The organism is Rhizobium sp. WSM409, from assembly GCF_057653825.1.
The window spans coordinates 653,781-668,449 of sequence record NZ_CM172794.1 but is presented as its reverse complement, the minus strand read 5'-3'; the positions used below and the strand labels follow the sequence as shown (position 1 = coordinate 668,449).

12 protein-coding genes are annotated in these 14,669 nt (G+C 61.9%); 9 read left to right on the top strand and 3 right to left on the bottom strand.

Going from position 1 to position 14,669, the window contains the following annotated elements; all coding sequences use genetic code 11:
• Window positions 1-58: 58 nt before the first annotated feature.
• Complete coding sequence (locus AC25BC_RS03155; protein ID WP_003569889.1) at window positions 59-319, bottom strand: DUF1344 domain-containing protein; 261 nt, start codon at window positions 317-319, stop codon at window positions 59-61.
• 256 nt (window positions 320-575) lie between these two features.
• Between AC25BC_RS03155 and AC25BC_RS03150 the strand changes: the two genes are divergently transcribed.
• The 3 genes from AC25BC_RS03150 (at window position 576) to ribB (ending at window position 6,193) form a co-directional block, all read left to right on the top strand.
• Entirely contained in the window at window positions 576-3,755 is a 3,180-nt protein-coding gene (locus AC25BC_RS03150) for a bifunctional diguanylate cyclase/phosphodiesterase (protein ID WP_113545769.1), read from the top strand.
• A 223-nt stretch (window positions 3,756-3,978) separates the two neighbouring features.
• The gene (aroC, locus tag AC25BC_RS03145) at window positions 3,979-5,076 is read left to right on the top strand and encodes a chorismate synthase (protein ID WP_128440067.1); all 1,098 of its coding nucleotides are present in this window, start codon (window positions 3,979-3,981) and stop codon (window positions 5,074-5,076) included.
• A gap of 13 nt (window positions 5,077-5,089) precedes the next feature.
• Window positions 5,090-6,193 (top strand): 3,4-dihydroxy-2-butanone-4-phosphate synthase, encoded by a 1,104-nt coding sequence (gene ribB, locus AC25BC_RS03140; RefSeq protein ID WP_128440066.1) that lies wholly within the window; start codon window positions 5,090-5,092, stop codon window positions 6,191-6,193.
• Window positions 6,194-6,376: 183 nt separating this feature from the next.
• Here the strand turns inward: ribB and AC25BC_RS03135 are convergent, their stop codons facing one another.
• The gene (locus AC25BC_RS03135; protein WP_017993156.1) at window positions 6,377-7,567 is read right to left on the bottom strand and encodes a winged helix-turn-helix domain-containing protein; all 1,191 of its coding nucleotides are present in this window, start codon (window positions 7,565-7,567) and stop codon (window positions 6,377-6,379) included.
• A gap of 346 nt (window positions 7,568-7,913) precedes the next feature.
• Between AC25BC_RS03135 and AC25BC_RS03130 the strand changes: the two genes are divergently transcribed.
• The 6 genes from AC25BC_RS03130 (at window position 7,914) to AC25BC_RS03105 (ending at window position 12,489) form a co-directional block, all read left to right on the top strand.
• Window positions 7,914-8,588 carry an energy-coupling factor ABC transporter ATP-binding protein gene (locus AC25BC_RS03130; RefSeq protein ID WP_128440065.1) on the top strand — a complete coding sequence of 225 codons (675 nt, stop codon included), beginning with the start codon at window positions 7,914-7,916 and terminating at the stop codon, window positions 8,586-8,588.
• Window positions 8,588-9,196 (top strand): energy-coupling factor transporter transmembrane component T family protein, encoded by a 609-nt coding sequence (locus AC25BC_RS03125; RefSeq protein ID WP_017993154.1) that lies wholly within the window; start codon window positions 8,588-8,590, stop codon window positions 9,194-9,196. The genes AC25BC_RS03130 and AC25BC_RS03125 overlap by 1 nt, the downstream gene beginning before the upstream one ends.
• A gap of 24 nt (window positions 9,197-9,220) precedes the next feature.
• Entirely contained in the window at window positions 9,221-9,784 is a 564-nt protein-coding gene (locus tag AC25BC_RS03120; protein WP_128440064.1) for a biotin transporter BioY, read from the top strand.
• Window positions 9,785-9,898: 114 nt separating this feature from the next.
• Window positions 9,899-10,432, top strand: a complete 534-nt coding sequence (locus AC25BC_RS03115) for a GXWXG domain-containing protein (protein ID WP_017993153.1) — start codon at window positions 9,899-9,901, stop codon at window positions 10,430-10,432.
• 129 nt (window positions 10,433-10,561) lie between these two features.
• Entirely contained in the window at window positions 10,562-11,353 is a 792-nt protein-coding gene (locus AC25BC_RS03110) for an alpha/beta fold hydrolase (protein ID WP_017993152.1), read from the top strand.
• A complete protein-coding gene (locus AC25BC_RS03105) occupies window positions 11,350-12,489 on the top strand; it encodes a PAS domain-containing sensor histidine kinase (protein WP_128440063.1) in 1,140 nt (379 codons plus the stop codon). The genes AC25BC_RS03110 and AC25BC_RS03105 overlap by 4 nt, the downstream gene beginning before the upstream one ends.
• A 534-nt stretch (window positions 12,490-13,023) precedes the next feature.
• Here AC25BC_RS03105 and AC25BC_RS03100 read toward each other — a convergent pair.
• Window positions 13,024-14,568 (bottom strand): methionine--tRNA ligase, encoded by a 1,545-nt coding sequence (locus tag AC25BC_RS03100; RefSeq protein ID WP_128408035.1) that lies wholly within the window; start codon window positions 14,566-14,568, stop codon window positions 13,024-13,026.
• Between the last annotated feature and the right edge of the window lie 101 nt (window positions 14,569-14,669).

The following is a 14,669-nucleotide window of genomic DNA, read 5'->3' as shown; positions in this document are numbered from 1 at the left end:
GTTAGGGTGAGGGGCAGCCACTGCGCGTACCTCACTCGATCATTCTCCAGAGAACTGCCTATTTAACGATGTCGAGATCGTTGATGACGCGTTTGCCGTCGACCTCGGTGTAGAAGACGATCACCTTCACGCCGGCCTCGAGGCCGTCGAAATTGAATTCCTCGGGCGCCTGATAGGTCTTGCCGTCATCGAGCGTCAGCACGAGGTTGGCCGTGTCGACCTTCTTGATCGTCGCCTCGACATCGGCGCTCTCGGCAAAACCGCTCATCGGTGACAGGAAACTTGCTGTTGCCAAAAGCGTGGCGACGACGAAACGCATGGCGACAATCCTTTTGAAACGCTGCACGATAAGCTGCACGAAAAAATGACTGGCCACAGATAAGCTCCTGAATATGGCGAAAATTGCCCGTAAGAAAGGCTTTCCCCGCCCAATTGATGAATAGGATTTTAAATATAATCAAGATGCCGCGTTAACCCGCGGTTTTTCCCTTCACACGATTGTTCGGCATCGCCGGCGGGCAATCGTAAATTAACCCGCGCGTCCTACAGTTGCTCGCCAACAGGGGAGTTTCATTTTGCTATCCAGGCTCAGCGACAGCAAGCAGTTGCGGCGCGTGTTGAAGAATACCCGCGTTTCGTTTCTGGTTTCGTCGCTCGTCGCCCTCGTCGTCATCATGGTCGGCTTCGGGCTCGACCGGGCCAATACTGCGTCTCATGTGCGCGAACTTCATATCCGCACGGAAAACGAGACCAACCTGATCCGCGCCCGGGTGATGGCCGAGATCAATTTGGACCTCAGCGTCGTGCGCGATCTGACGAACCTGATCTCCGTCAGCGCGGCCAACGGCGAGGAGATGGAGCGCCAGATCAACTGGCTGCTGATCCAGAACCCGTCTTTCATTCATATCGCCGTCGCGCCTGATTTCATCATCCGCGACATCCACCCACCGCAATCCGGCAATGAGCGGATCGGCCGCGACGTGCGCGAAACTCTCTTCTTTCGCCAAGTGATGACTGGCGCGGCCGGCGACCAGTCGGCGCGCTTCTACGGCCCGATCAGCACCGACGGCCGCGACGCCTTTGCCATCTTCTTCCCGGTTTACGTCAAGGAGAACGGCCAGCGGCGGATCTGGGGGGCGGTCGAAGTCGCCATCGACCAGCAAATGTTTTACCAGGCGACCGGGCTGATGCCGGCGCGCGACCGCGAAAACCGTGAGCGTTATCCGCATCTCGGCCATCTTTCGATCGCCATCCGCGATATCGGCGCGGCGGCCGCGACCAACGCCGCTTTGCCGCCGCCGTTCTTCGGTTCGTCCGATATCGATGACAAGAATCCGATGCGCCAGAAGATCGGCTTTGCCGGCGGCAAGTGGGAGCTTTCCGCGGTCCCTAATAGCGGCTGGAACGCGATACCCGAAAACCGCACCGAGCTGCGTCTGATCATCCTTGCCGCCGGCTTCATCATCATCGTGCCGATCTTCTTCGCGACCCTGTTGCTCGGCGAGCGCAATCGCAACATCACCGCGCTGGAGACCCGCGAGGCAAAATTGCTGGAACTGTCGCAGCGGCTCAACCTGGCGCTGGAATCCTCCAATATCGGCATCTGGGAGCTGGAGGATCATTCGAGCAGTCTGCTCTGGGATGCCCGTGCCGCGGCTCTGCACGGCAAAGCGGCGAAAGAAGGAAGCCGGGTGCTCGACGAATGGCTGGCGGCGATCCTGCCCGAGGATCGTGAAACTGCCGAAGTGCATTTCTTCAGCTGCAGCATTGCCGGCGCTGCCTGCACGGCGCAGTACCGCATCCTGCTTGGCAACGGCGGCATCCGCCATCTGCGCTCGGTCGGCGCCTTCTATACGGATGCAGCCGGCGTCAGCAAGACGATCGGCATCGTCTGGGACGTGACCGCCGATGCGGAGATCACCGACACGCTGCGCAAGGCCAAGGATATGAGCGAGGTCAAGAATGCCGAGCTGGAGCTGGCGCTTGACGAGCTCTCGAGCCGCGAGGGCGAGCTCGCCGAGCTTTCCAGCCGGCTCGACCTGGCGCTCAATTCCTATCAGTGCGGCATATGGGAGGCGCGGCCTGGCCTCGGCGGCTCGATCTGGAACGAGCGGATGCACGAACTCTATGGGCTTACACCGCGCAACGGCTTCATGACCGAGGAGATCTGGCTTAGCCGCATCCACCCCGAGGACAGGAGCCTGGCGCTCGAAAGCGCGCGTCACTTCAAGCACAACGGCGATACGCACACCCTCGTCTGCCGGGTGATCGTCGACGACGGCTCGGTGCGCTATGTGCGCTCGGTCGGCAAGGTCCACCAGACGGGGACTAGCGAGATGAAGATCATGGGCATCGCCTTCGACGCCACCGAAGACGTGCTGATGACGATCCGGCTGAAAGCCGCCAAAGACGATGCGGTCGCCAAGAATATCGAGCTCGAGCTTGTCAAAAACAGGATCGAGCACAATTCACTGCACGACCCGCTGACCGCACTCGCCAACCGCCGCAAGCTCGACATCGCGCTCGAAAGTCTGACCCATGACGGCCGCCAGCAGCGGCAGAAATTCTCGATCCTGCACATCGACCTCGACCGCTTCAAGGACATCAACGACACGCTCGGCCATGCCGCCGGCGATGCGATGCTGGTACACGCCTCGAAGGTGCTCGCCAAGAATGTCCGCGGCAGCGACATCGTCGCGCGCATCGGCGGCGACGAATTCGTCATCCTCGCCCTCGACGTCGGCGACAAGGAGATGGCGCAGCTTTCGACGCGGATCATCGAGGAAATGCGCCAGCCGATCGATTTCCAGGGTTTTTCCTGCCGCTGCGGCGTGTCGATCGGGATTGCGCTTGCCAACGGCATCCATGTCGATGCGCGCAAGGTGCTGATCAATGCCGATATCGCGCTCTACCGCGCCAAGAGCACGGGCCGCAACCGCTTCGAATTCTTCAATCACAATCTCCAGGCCGATATCATCAACACCAAGCGCACGGCCGACGAGATCCTCGCCGGCATCGACAATGGCGAATTCACCGCTTGGTATCAGCCGCAATTCTGCGCCCGGACGATGGAACTCACCGGCGTCGAGGCGCTAGTGCGCTGGAAGCACCCCTCCAAGGGGTGGCTCGCGCCTGACAAGTTCCTGCGCATCGCCGACGAGATCAATGTCGTGCAGATGCTCGACCGGATCGTGCTGGAAACTGCGCTGCACGACAAGATGCGCTGGACGGCGCGCGGCATTGTGGTGCCCAAGGTCTCTGTCAATGTTTCGGCCCGACGGCTGCATGACGGCAGCCTGCTGGAATCGCTCGCCGACCTGCATATCCGTCCGGGCGAGCTCTCCTTCGAACTGGTGGAATCGATATTCCTCGACGAGAGCGAGGACGTCGTCTCGCAGAATCTCGAGCGCATCAAGGCGCTCGGCATCGATATCGAGATCGACGATTTCGGCACCGGCCATACCTCGATCGTCAGCCTGTTGAAGCTGAAGCCGAAGCGGCTGAAGATCGACCGCCAGCTGGTGCAGCCGATCGTCAATGCCTCGCAGGAGCGCGCATTGGTCAGCTCGATCATCGAGATCGCCCGCTCACTCGGCGTCGAGACGGTGGCCGAAGGGGTGGAGACGGCAGCACATGCCGCGCTGCTGCGCGATCTCGGCTGCGACATCCTGCAAGGCTATGCCTTCTCGCAGCCGCTCTCCTTCGACGATTTCACCGCGGAAGCGACCGGAACGGGGTGGCGGCTGGCGTCCTGATCGCTGCCTGCCGATCGCCCTCGCCCTGCCCCCTCCCCGCCTGCGCAAAGAGAGTGGCGGCCGGATGCGCCGCCCATCCCCGACAACGAACGGAAACAGCATTCCCTGAGCTGCCGGTTTGGCGCAAAGAAAGGCTTTTGCCTCGGCGTTTTTTTGGCCTATGAGTGTCGCGCCTATTCAAGCAATGGCGCGACCGGCTTTGGCGCGCCACCGGTCGGAACACATGTCGCACAATACATTCGGTCACCTCTTCCGCGTAACCACCTGGGGCGAAAGCCATGGTCCGGCGCTCGGCTGCGTCGTCGACGGCTGCCCTCCGGGGCTCGGCTTCAAGCTCAAGGACCTGCAGGTCTGGCTCGACAAGCGCAAGCCCGGCCAATCCCGCTTCGTGACGCAGCGGCGCGAGGACGATCTGGTGAAGATACTATCAGGCGTCATGCTCGACGCCGACGGCGAGACGATGACGACCACCGGCACGCCGATCTCGATGCTGATCGAAAATACCGACCAGCGCTCCAAGGATTACGGCGAGATCGCGAAACAATACCGCCCCGGCCATGCCGATTATACCTACGACCTCAAATACGGCATTCGCGACTATCGCGGCGGCGGCCGCTCCTCGGCGCGCGAGACCGCTGCGCGGGTTGCCGCCGGCGGCATCGCCCGCCTTGTCGTACCAGGCGTTACCGTGCGCGGCGCGCTGGTGCAGATCGGCAAGTACAAGATCAACCGCCGCAACTGGGACTGGGACCAGGTCGATCAGAACCCGTTCTTCTCGCCCGATGCGGCGATCGTGCCGGTCTGGGAGGAATATCTCGACGGCGTCCGCAAGAAGGGCTCCTCGATCGGCGCGGTCATCGAGGTGATTGCCGAAGGTGTGCCGGCCGGCCTCGGCGCGCCGATCTATGCCAAGCTCGACCAGGATATCGCCTCGCTGCTGATGTCGATCAACGCCGTCAAGGGTGTCGAGATCGGCAATGGTTTTGCCGCCGCCGAAACGTCAGGCGAAGACAATGCCGACGAGATGCGCATGGGCAATGACGGCACGCCGATCTTCCTTTCCAACAATGCCGGCGGTATTCTCGGCGGCATCTCCACCGGGCAGCCGGTGGTGGCGCGTTTTGCCGTCAAGCCGACCTCCTCGATCCTGACCGAACGCCAGTCGATCGATGCGGAGGGCAAGAATGTCGATATCCGCACCAAGGGCCGGCACGACCCCTGCGTCGGCATCCGCGCCGTGCCGATCGGCGAGGCGATGGTCGCTTGCGCCGTCGCCGACCATTATCTTCGCGACCGCGGCCAGACCGGCCGTCTGAAATAGGAGCGCTCGCCCCATGTCTTATGACCAGAAGCGCGTCGTCGACGCCATCCGGGCCTTCGAGGCCGGCGAGATGGTCGTCGTCATGGACGACAATGACCGCGAGAACGAAGGCGACCTGATCGTCGCCGCCGTGCATTGCACTCCGGAAAAGATGGCCTTCATCGTGCGCCACACATCCGGCATCGTCTGCGCGCCGATGCCGAAGGAAGAGGCCAAGCGCCTCAACCTCAACGCCATGGTGGCGGAAAACGATTCGGCCCATACGACGGCCTTCACAGTCTCGGTCGATTTCAAGCACGGCACGTCGACCGGGATCTCGGCCGACGACCGGACGCTGACGGTGCGCAACCTCGCCAATCCGAATGTCGGCGCTTCCGATTTCGTCCGTCCCGGCCATATCTTCCCGCTGGTTTCCCGCGAAGGCGGCGTGCTGATGCGCTCCGGCCATACGGAAGCCGCCGTCGACCTCTGCAAGCTGGCCGGCCTGCCGCTGATCGGCGTCATCTCCGAGTTGGTCAACGACGACGGCACCGTCACACGCGGCCCGCAGGTGGTCGATTTTGCCGAACAGCACGGGCTGAAGCTCGTCTCCGTCGCCGATCTCATCGCCTATCGCCAGCGTAAGGAAACACTGATCGAACTCGGCACCAGCTTCGACATCGAGACGCCGTTCGGTAAGGCCAAGGCCCATACCTATTCGCTGCCCTGGGATCCGATGCAGCATCTCGCCGTCGTCTTCGGCGATATCCGCGACGGCGTCGACATCCCGGTCCGCCTGCATCCGGAAAATGTCGCCGAGGATCTCTTCGGCAAGAACAGCCCGGTCGATTTCTACATGCAGAAGATTGCCGAGCAAGGCCGCGGCGTCATCGTCTATCTGCGCGAAGGCTCGGTCGGCGTCGGCCACCACGATAATGGCCGCAAGGCCCGCAACCAGGGCCGCGAAGCCCATGCCGAAGCCCAGACGCGTGACAGCGAATGGCTGGAAATCGGCCTCGGCGCACAGATCCTTAGGGATCTCGGCGTCAGCTCGATCAAGCTGCTCACCAGCCGCGAGCGCCACTATGTCGGCCTCGAAGGTTTCGGCATCAAGATCAGCACGACGGAGATCTGCTGATCGGGCGTGGGCTTGGACCCTTGCCATCCCTCATTCCTGTGTTTGTCACAGGAATCCAGCCACGGCGCGTCCGCGCCGTGAATGACTCATTTGCTTCTACGAATAGAGTTTCCCGCACCCAAGGACTTGGGTGCGCTGGATCCCTGTGACAAGCACAGGGATGAGGGAGTGAGGGTAGTTCGACTATCCTCTCCACCCCTCGAGAAACACGACCTTCTCCACACCCGCAAACCGCGCCAGCCGCTCCAGCTCCGCTTCCAACCTCTCCAGCCGCCCGGCCGACGGCTTCACACCCGGCTCCAGCCAGAGCCGCTTGACATCGAGCGTCGACTTTTTCCGATCCGCCTTCATGTCGATGCGGCCGATCAGCCTGTCGCCTTCGAGCAGCGGGAAGACGTAATAGCCGTATTCGCGCTTCGGCTCGGGCACGAAGATCTCGATGCGGTAGAAGAAGCCGAACAGGCGTTCGGTGCGGTTGCGGTCGCGGATCATCGGGTCGAAGGGGCTGAGCACACGGATGCGCGGCGGCGCGCCGGGATAATCGTCGAGTGTCGAGAGGAAATCGGCAAAAGCCCAGGATGGGCGCGCCTTGCCGCCGAGCGCCGATTCGATCAGCACTTCGATCAGTTCGTCGCGATGGGCTGATACCCAGACCTTGGCCTCATCGGGCGAGACCAGGTTCCAGAAGGCTGATATCTCGCCATGGGTGGCGAAGCCGAGCCGGGTGAGCGCGCTGCGGCATGCCCAGTCGACGAATTCCTCGCGGCTCACCTCCGGCTCGCGGAATTCGGCCGGGATGACGCGCTCCGCCAGATCATAGATCTTCTGGAAATTCGAGCGGCCGGCGATGGCGAACTTGCCGGTGTGCCAGAAATATTCGAGCGCCGTCTTGTTCGGATGCCAGTTCCACCAGCCGCCGGAAACGTGGCCATCGGCCTTGATGTCGCGCGCCAGGATCGCGCCGTCGCGCTCAACGCGCTCATAGGTCTCCGCGAACGCCGCCTCGAAGCCCTCGCCGCGCCATTTGCGCCAGCGTTCGACGATCACCTGCTCCTGATGGCGGAACTTGTGCTTCCAATAGACGAAAAAGGCGCTCGGCAGGATCGAGGCGTCATGTGTCCAGTGCTCGAACAGCGCGCCGTCCTTTTCGAGCAGCGCCGTCAGATGCTCGCGCCTGTAGGTCTGGTTGCGGGAAAACAGGATCTGATGATGCGCCCGCTCCACTGTCTGGATGCTGTCCACCTGGACGAAACCCAGTTCATGGATGAGCTGCAGCAGGCCGGCCTTGGTCAGGGCGCGGTTCGGCGGGGCGCTGAGGCCCTGCTTGGCAAGGAAGACACGGCGGGCATCGGAATTGGAAAGCAGATTCGTCATAGCTGCATCATAATCCGGAAAATCTTCCTAGCCACCCGATATCGACCCAATATCGACAGCAAGATTTGCGCTTTCATCATCCTCGATTCCCCGTGTAGAAGCACTGCTGTCAGGTTGGCGCCAATGGCTGCCCCTCACCCTAACCCTCTCCCCGCTCGCGGGGAGAGGGGACGTGCCCTGCGAGAGGTTGGTGGGGAATGGAGAGGTCGCGGTCTAACCCCTTCGCCCCGTTTACGGCGGTCCGAAGGACGGGTCGAGACGAGTGGCTCGACCCCGGCTGGTGCCGGCAGGCGGATGAGGGGCCGGTATCGGCAATCTCCTCCGGTGAAAAATGCGAGGGATTGGTTTGGATATTCGTTTCGAAGGCGCCGGGGTCAGTTTCGGGGCACGAGTGGCGCTGCAGCCGCTGACGCTTGACATCAGTGGGAAACGCATCGGCGTCATCGGGCTGAACGGTTCGGGCAAGACGACGTTTGCGCGGCTGATCAACGGATTGAACAAACCATCGGTCGGCCGCGTCACCGTCAACGGCCGCGATACGAACGACGAAAAGACTGCGGTGGCCGATGTCGGCTTCATCTTCCAGTCGCCGCAGAACCAGATCATCCTGCCGATCGTCAAAGACGATATCGCCTTCGGGCTGAAGCGGCGTGGCTTCAGCAAGGCGGAGATCGAGGCGAAGGTCGAGGGCGTGCTGGCCCGCTTCGGCGCCGAGGCGCTGGCCGATCGGCGCGCGCACGAGCTTTCCGGCGGCGAGCTGCAGGTGGCGGCGCTCTGCTCGGTGCTGGCGACGGGGCCTGGCATTCTGATCCTCGACGAACCGACCAACCAGCTCGACCTCAAGAACCGGGCGCTGGTCGAAGGGATTATCGCCGGGCTCCCGGAAAGCGCCATCATCATCACGCATGATCTGGAGCTGATCGCCGATTTCGAGCGAGTGCTGCTGTTTCATGAAGGGCGGCTTGCCGCCGATGCACCGGCTGCCGAAGCGATCGCCCGCTACAAGGAGATCGCCGCCTGATGCAATCGCTCTATGTCGAAGGCAACAGCGTGATGCACCGGCTTTCGCCGCGGGTAAAGCTGTTGTCGCTAACGGTCTTCGGCGTCGTGCTGTTCATCAGCGGGAACCTCGTCTTGCTGTCGATCGCCGTGCTGCTGACGGCGGTTCTCTACCGGATGATCGGCCTGCCGTTTGCGGATGGGCTCCGGCGGCTGCGGCCGGTCTTCCTGACGATCGCGGTCGTCGCACTCTTCAACCTCATCTTCAATCCCTGGCAGGAAGCGCTCGTGCCCCTGCTGCGGCTGACGGCGCTGATGCTGCTTGCCGCCACCGTGACGGCGACGACGTCGATCACCGAGTTCATCGACGAGGTGACGGCGCTTGCCCGCCCGCTCGAACGCACCGGTTGGGTGCAGGCCGACGATATCGGCCTGGCGCTCGGGCTGGTGCTGCGTTTTGTGCCTGAGATCGTCGGGCGTTATCAGGCGATCCGCGAGGCGCATAAGGCACGCGGGCTGAAGGTCCGGCCGACGACGCTGCTTGCGCCGTTGATCATCTTGACCCTTAAGGATGCGGATAATATCGCCGCGGCGATTGACGCGCGCGGCATTCGGCGGCATGTGAGTTAACGATTGATAAATACGGAATTCATGATGAGCACTCGCGACCTCGTTCTTACCGCCCTCTTTGCCGCGATCATCGTGGCGCTTGGCCTGCTGCCGCCGATCTCGCTCGGCTTCATTCCGGTGCCGATCACCGCCCAATCCCTCGGCGTGATGATGGCCGGCGTCGTGCTCGGCGCCCGGCGTGGCGCGATTGCCGTGCTGATCGTGCTGGTGCTGGTGGCGATCGGCCTGCCGGTGCTTTCCGGCGGCCGCGGCGGGCTTGCCATCTTCGCGTCGCCGACGGCCGGCTTCCTGATCGGCTGGATCTTTGCCGCCTTCGTCACCGGCTATCTCAGCGAACGGCTGGTCAACCATCGGCAATCCGGCCTGGTGCAGACGGTGAGCTTCTTCCTCACCGCCATGGCCGGCGGCATCGTCGTGCTCTACGCCTTCGGCATCACCTATCTCGCCACCGTCGCCGGCCTCGGCTTCACGAAAGCCTTCGTCGGCTCGATGGCCTTCATTCCCGGCGATGTGATCAAGGCTTTCGTCGCAGCCCTGCTTGGCCGCGCCGTCATGGTCGGCTATCCCCTGCTGCCGTCGCGCGCCTGACGCATAGGCCGGTCTTGTCTGGCGAATACCCCAACGGCCCCTTCGGGGGCCGTTGCGCTTCCGACCGGTCCGCATGAACGGGAACTTTCCAAACCTTCTTTTCATTTTTCCACAATGAACGTCGTTGAAGGAGAAACCATGCGAGGCGACCAGGAGGAGATGGCTGCCTGGTTCCGCTCGCTGGAGCCCGTCCAGCCGAAGGACATGGTCGGCCTTTGGAGCGGCGTCGGTATTCAGTCGGGCCATCCACTGGACGGCGTGCTCGAGAATCTCAACTGGTTTGGCAAGCGCTTCCATTCCGACATGCGGGCGGACGCCCTGCTCTTCAACTGGAGACCGGGCCGGCTCGTGGCGATCGAGCCAAATTTCCTCCCTGTTGAGCTGGCGATCAAGATGGCGCCCCTTGGCCGGACGCTCGTCGCCCGCCACGGGTTCTCGTACCTGCAGAAGGTGCTTCGAGCGAGAGGCACGACCGCTTCGTTGCGGCTTCAGGCGCTCGACGGCATCGAAACGGCTGCGATGATCTACGACAAACAGCCGATCGTGGACTACTTTCGGAGGATTGACGATGACGGGATTGCCGGAATGATGTGCCTGCGCGGCGACCCTCGGCGATTCTTCTTCGAACTCCGGAAAGTGATGGACTAGGCATGCCGCAAATGGCCGGGCGGCCGCCTCAGGAAAATCGCGGCACAGAGCCATCGAACCGTTGCCGGGCTGATCTTTCCTCGATCCAAAACAGGCGGAACATGTTATGAAAGCAGGGAAGAGGGCGAGATGACCGTCATCGATCGAAATCATGTTCAAGTCCGGGGCGATGGCCAGCGTGCGATGATCTTTTCGCATGGATTCGGGTGCGACCAGAATATGTGGCGCTTCGTGGCGCCGGCTTTTGAGGCCGACTTCAAGACGGTGCTGTTCGATCATGTCGGCGCAGGACGATCCGATCTCACGGCCTATGATGCCCGGAAATATTCTTCATTGGCGGGCTATGCAGATGACCTCGTCGAAATTTGCCGCGCGCTCGGCCTGACGCAAACTGTCTTCGTCGGGCACTCGGTCAGCGCAATGATCGGCGTCATCGCGTCATTGGAGGCGCCGGAACTGTTTGAAAGCCTGATCCTTGTCGGGCCGTCGCCGCGCTATATCAACGACGATGACTATTTCGGCGGCTTCAGCGCGGCTGAGATAGACGAACTTCTCGAATCGTTGGACGACAACCATATGGGGTGGTCTGCCGCCATGGCGCCCGCCATCATGGGTAATCCGGATCGACCGGAACTCGGCGAAGAGCTGACTAATAGCTTCTGCCGCACCGATCCTGAGATCGCCAAAGCATTTGCACGGGTGACATTCACGTCGGACAATCGCAGCGACCTTCCTGAAGTCACCGCCAGAACGCTGATCCTTCAATGCCGCGATGATATCATCGCCTCTGAAGAGGTCGGCGAATTCGTCCATCGGCAGGTCCCAAACAGCCAATTGGTCGTGCTGAATGCGAGTGGCCACTGTCCCAACCTCAGCGCTCCCGACGAGGTCATATCTGCAATCCGGCGGTTCGTCCGATGACCGGTGCCGATACGCAAATCTTCATGCCGGCTGAGGACCTCGAGGACTTGTACGAAAACGCGCCATGCGGCTATCTTTCGCTGCAGCCGGACGGGCGCATCGTCAAGGTCAACCGAACGCTGTCGACCTGGATCGGCATCCCTGCCGAGCAACTCCTCGGCAAACGACTTCACGACCTGCTCAACACGTCGGGCCGTATATTCTACGAGACCCATTTTGCGCCTTTGCTGCGCATGCAAGGGTTTTTCAACGAGGTGGCCCTCGATCTTGTCACCGTGGACGGCAGAAAGCTGCCTGTGCTCGCCAATGCCGTGGAAAGACGTGCCGAAGACGGTGCCCTGCTTTTCACCCGCGTGACGATGTTCCAGGCTGCCGAGCGTCGCCGCTATGAACGGGAGCTGGTCGATGCGCGCACAGCCGCCGATGCTGCCGGCGCCACGATCAAGTCCAAACTCGCCTTTGAACAGCAAACCGCCGAGTTGCGGGAAGAATTCATTGCTGTTCTCGGCCACGACCTGCGCAACCCGCTTGCCTCGATTGCAGCCGCGGCGCGCATGCTGCGAAAAGAGAAGCAGACCGATCGGGCGATTAAAGTGCTCGATTTGATGCAGGGCAGCGTCGTTCGCATGTCAGCCCTGATCGATAACGTCCTCGACTTCGCGCGCGGACGATTGGGTGGCGGCATCACGCTCGAGAGGCGGGCGGAGCATCTCGAGCCGCTCTTGCGGCAGGTCATCGAAGAACTTCGCTTCAGTCACCTCGACCGCGGGATTGAGGTGACGATCGAATTCGATGGGCCGATAAACTGCGACAGCGGCCGGATCGGCCAGCTGGTGTCCAATCTTCTGGGAAATGCCCTGACCCATGGCACACCGGACGAACCGGTGCGGCTCTCGGCGGCAACTGTCGACGGAAAACTGGAGCTTTGGATCGCCAATGGCGGCGCTCCGATTTCCAGCGACGCGATGACACGGCTTTTTCAGCCTTTCTTCACAGGCGAAGCCGGCACAAGTCAAAGAGGGTTGGGGCTGGGTCTGCACATCGCTTCGGAAATCGCCCGCGCCCACGGCGGGACGATCACGGTCAGTTCCGATGACAAGGAGACGCGCTTCACCTTTGTAATGCCGTTGGATTGATAGGGCCGCACAGCCGGCCAGCGTAAGCGGCTATTCCTTGCTGTCGGTGCGCGCCTGGCGCAGAAGCCGGTCGGCATCTCGCCCCGCCCGAAATCCGGGCAACAAAAAACCGCCTTGAGGCGGTCGGGCATTCTATCGATTTCAGTTTGATTTAGTCTCCTCCTCCACCATCTCCGCCACCGCCATCACAGCCGCCGTCGCCTGAGGCATCAAACCAGCCTCCGCCTCCATCGCCTCCCGAATTTCCCCACCTGCGCTTGGTGTTTGCGGTGGTCTGGGTGGTGGCGCCTCTTTCTGCCCTTGCGATCAGCGCAAAGATCAGTGCGAAGCCTCCAACGAGCACGGTAACCACAAAAAATGTCTCCAATCAGTATCCTTTCGTTGTTTCGGGAAATCTCGTTTCCTGACTAAAATAATAGATTATTTTCCCGCTCCCGGAAATAGCCCGAATATGAAACTTTCATGACATGCCGGATCACGTCAAAACTCTGCGCTGCCTCAGTTGCAGCGCAGAGGATCTCGGGCTGGTCCCCTTTAAGCTGACGCTCTTTGCGGAAAGAGCACGGCTTGTGGGGCGGCTTTGACGTCCGTCACGATCAAGGGGTCCCGATAGAGGCGAGGAGACGGTATTCCCAGCCTGGAATGTAGCTTTGCGGCCGAGCTTGGCAGGAACGGCAGGAGGCAGCGGGCGATGATCGCAAGGCCGTAGACCTGCTCGGCCAACGAGGAGCCGAGACGGGCGGCGGTCGCCTTCCGATCCTCCGGCGTGAGATCGGCAAGCAGGGCTTTTGCATCCGCCCATGGTGCGCGTTGTGTAAACCGCCTGTTCGCCTCGCCGATGAATGCGAAAATATCGGCGAGGCCGACATGGAGCTCGTAGGCATCGAACGCTTCAGCCACCTTCGCCGGAAGGCGGGCAGCCTCCTCCACGAACGCGCTGTCCGGCACGGGCGGAACGATCCCGTCGAACGACGTGGACAGAAGCGCAAGCACCCGGTTGGCGAGATTTCCGAGCTGTCCTGCAAGTTCTCCCGACCATGCGGCTTCCAGACGCTCGGCCGAGAAGTCGCCATCGTCTGCCGAGCGTATATGCCGGAGCAGGTAATATCGCAGGGCGTCCGGCGTTGCGTAGGATTGGATGATGCGTTCCGGATCGATGCCGTTGCCGGCCGACTTGCCGATCTTCTTGCCATCCACCGTAACGTAGCCGTGCACGAGGATCGACGATGGCGGCGGCAGGCCTGCGGATAACAGGATGGCCGGCCAGTAGATGGCGTGGAACTTGGAGATGCCCTTGCCGACGACATGGATGCGTTGGCCGCCGTTCCAATAGCGCGGCAAGAGGGTTTCATCGGACCCGTGGCTGAGACCGGTGAGATAGTTCGCCAGGGCATCGAACCAGACGTAGACGACCTCATCTTCATCGGGCACGGGAACACCCCAGCCTCGCGCCCGCTCCGCACTGCGCGACACGCTGATGTCGGTCAGGCCGCGCCGCAACAGGGCAAGGACCTCGTTGCGCCGATGGGCCGGGACGATGCGAAGCTCGCCGGTCTCGACCAGCTCGATAAGCCGGTCGCCGTATCGGGAGAGACGGAAGAACCAGTTCTCCTCGCGGATGGTCTCAAGGGCAATGCCGTGTTCAGGGCAACGCCCGTCATCGAGTTCCGACGGCTCGTAGAATTGCTCGCAACCGACGCAATAGAGGCCCTCATAGGCCTTGCGATAGAGGTCGCCATGTCCGGCGCATGCCCTCCACAAGGCGTGGACGCAGGCGATGTGCCTCGGATCGCGCGACGTGCGGACGAATTCCTCGTTGGAGATATCGAGCAGGCCGCCAAGGCGCTCGAACCTGTCGGCGTTTGCGTCCACGAAGTCCTTCACGGGCAATCCCGCGGCTTCCGCCGACCTGACATTCTTCAGGCTGTTGTCATCGGTTCCGCACTGGAAGCGGACGTCCTGACCGAGAAGCCGGAAATGGCGGGCATAGGCATCGGCCTGGACCAGTTCGAGGGCAAAGCCGACATGCGGTGCGGCATTCACATAGGGGATCGAGGTGGTGATGTAGATCGTGTTCATCGGCGTTTCCTTTCGAAGGCTGTTTGCCCCGCGAGACGGATCGACCCATGAAAAGACCGCCTCGAGGGCGGTCGCTGGTGCATTCTGGACGCACGAAACCC

Excerpts from the sequence above, each read along its gene's own strand:
- AC25BC_RS03155 (WP_003569889.1), bottom strand. The coding sequence starts at position 319 with ATGCGTTTCGTCGTCGCCACGCTTTTGGCAACAGCAAGTTTCCTGTCA.
- AC25BC_RS03105 (WP_128440063.1), top strand. The coding sequence starts at position 11,350 with ATGACCGGTGCCGATACGCAAATCTTCATGCCGGCTGAGGACCTCGAG.
- AC25BC_RS03100 (WP_128408035.1), bottom strand. The coding sequence starts at position 14,568 with ATGAACACGATCTACATCACCACCTCGATCCCCTATGTGAATGCCGCA.
- ribB (WP_128440066.1), top strand. The coding sequence starts at position 5,090 with ATGTCTTATGACCAGAAGCGCGTCGTCGACGCCATCCGGGCCTTCGAG.
- AC25BC_RS03115 (WP_017993153.1), top strand. The coding sequence starts at position 9,899 with ATGAACGTCGTTGAAGGAGAAACCATGCGAGGCGACCAGGAGGAGATG.
- AC25BC_RS03120 (WP_128440064.1), top strand. The coding sequence starts at position 9,221 with ATGAGCACTCGCGACCTCGTTCTTACCGCCCTCTTTGCCGCGATCATC.
- AC25BC_RS03125 (WP_017993154.1), top strand. The coding sequence starts at position 8,588 with ATGCAATCGCTCTATGTCGAAGGCAACAGCGTGATGCACCGGCTTTCG.
- aroC (WP_128440067.1), top strand. The coding sequence starts at position 3,979 with ATGTCGCACAATACATTCGGTCACCTCTTCCGCGTAACCACCTGGGGC.
- AC25BC_RS03110 (WP_017993152.1), top strand. The coding sequence starts at position 10,562 with ATGACCGTCATCGATCGAAATCATGTTCAAGTCCGGGGCGATGGCCAG.
- AC25BC_RS03135 (WP_017993156.1), bottom strand. The coding sequence starts at position 7,567 with ATGACGAATCTGCTTTCCAATTCCGATGCCCGCCGTGTCTTCCTTGCC.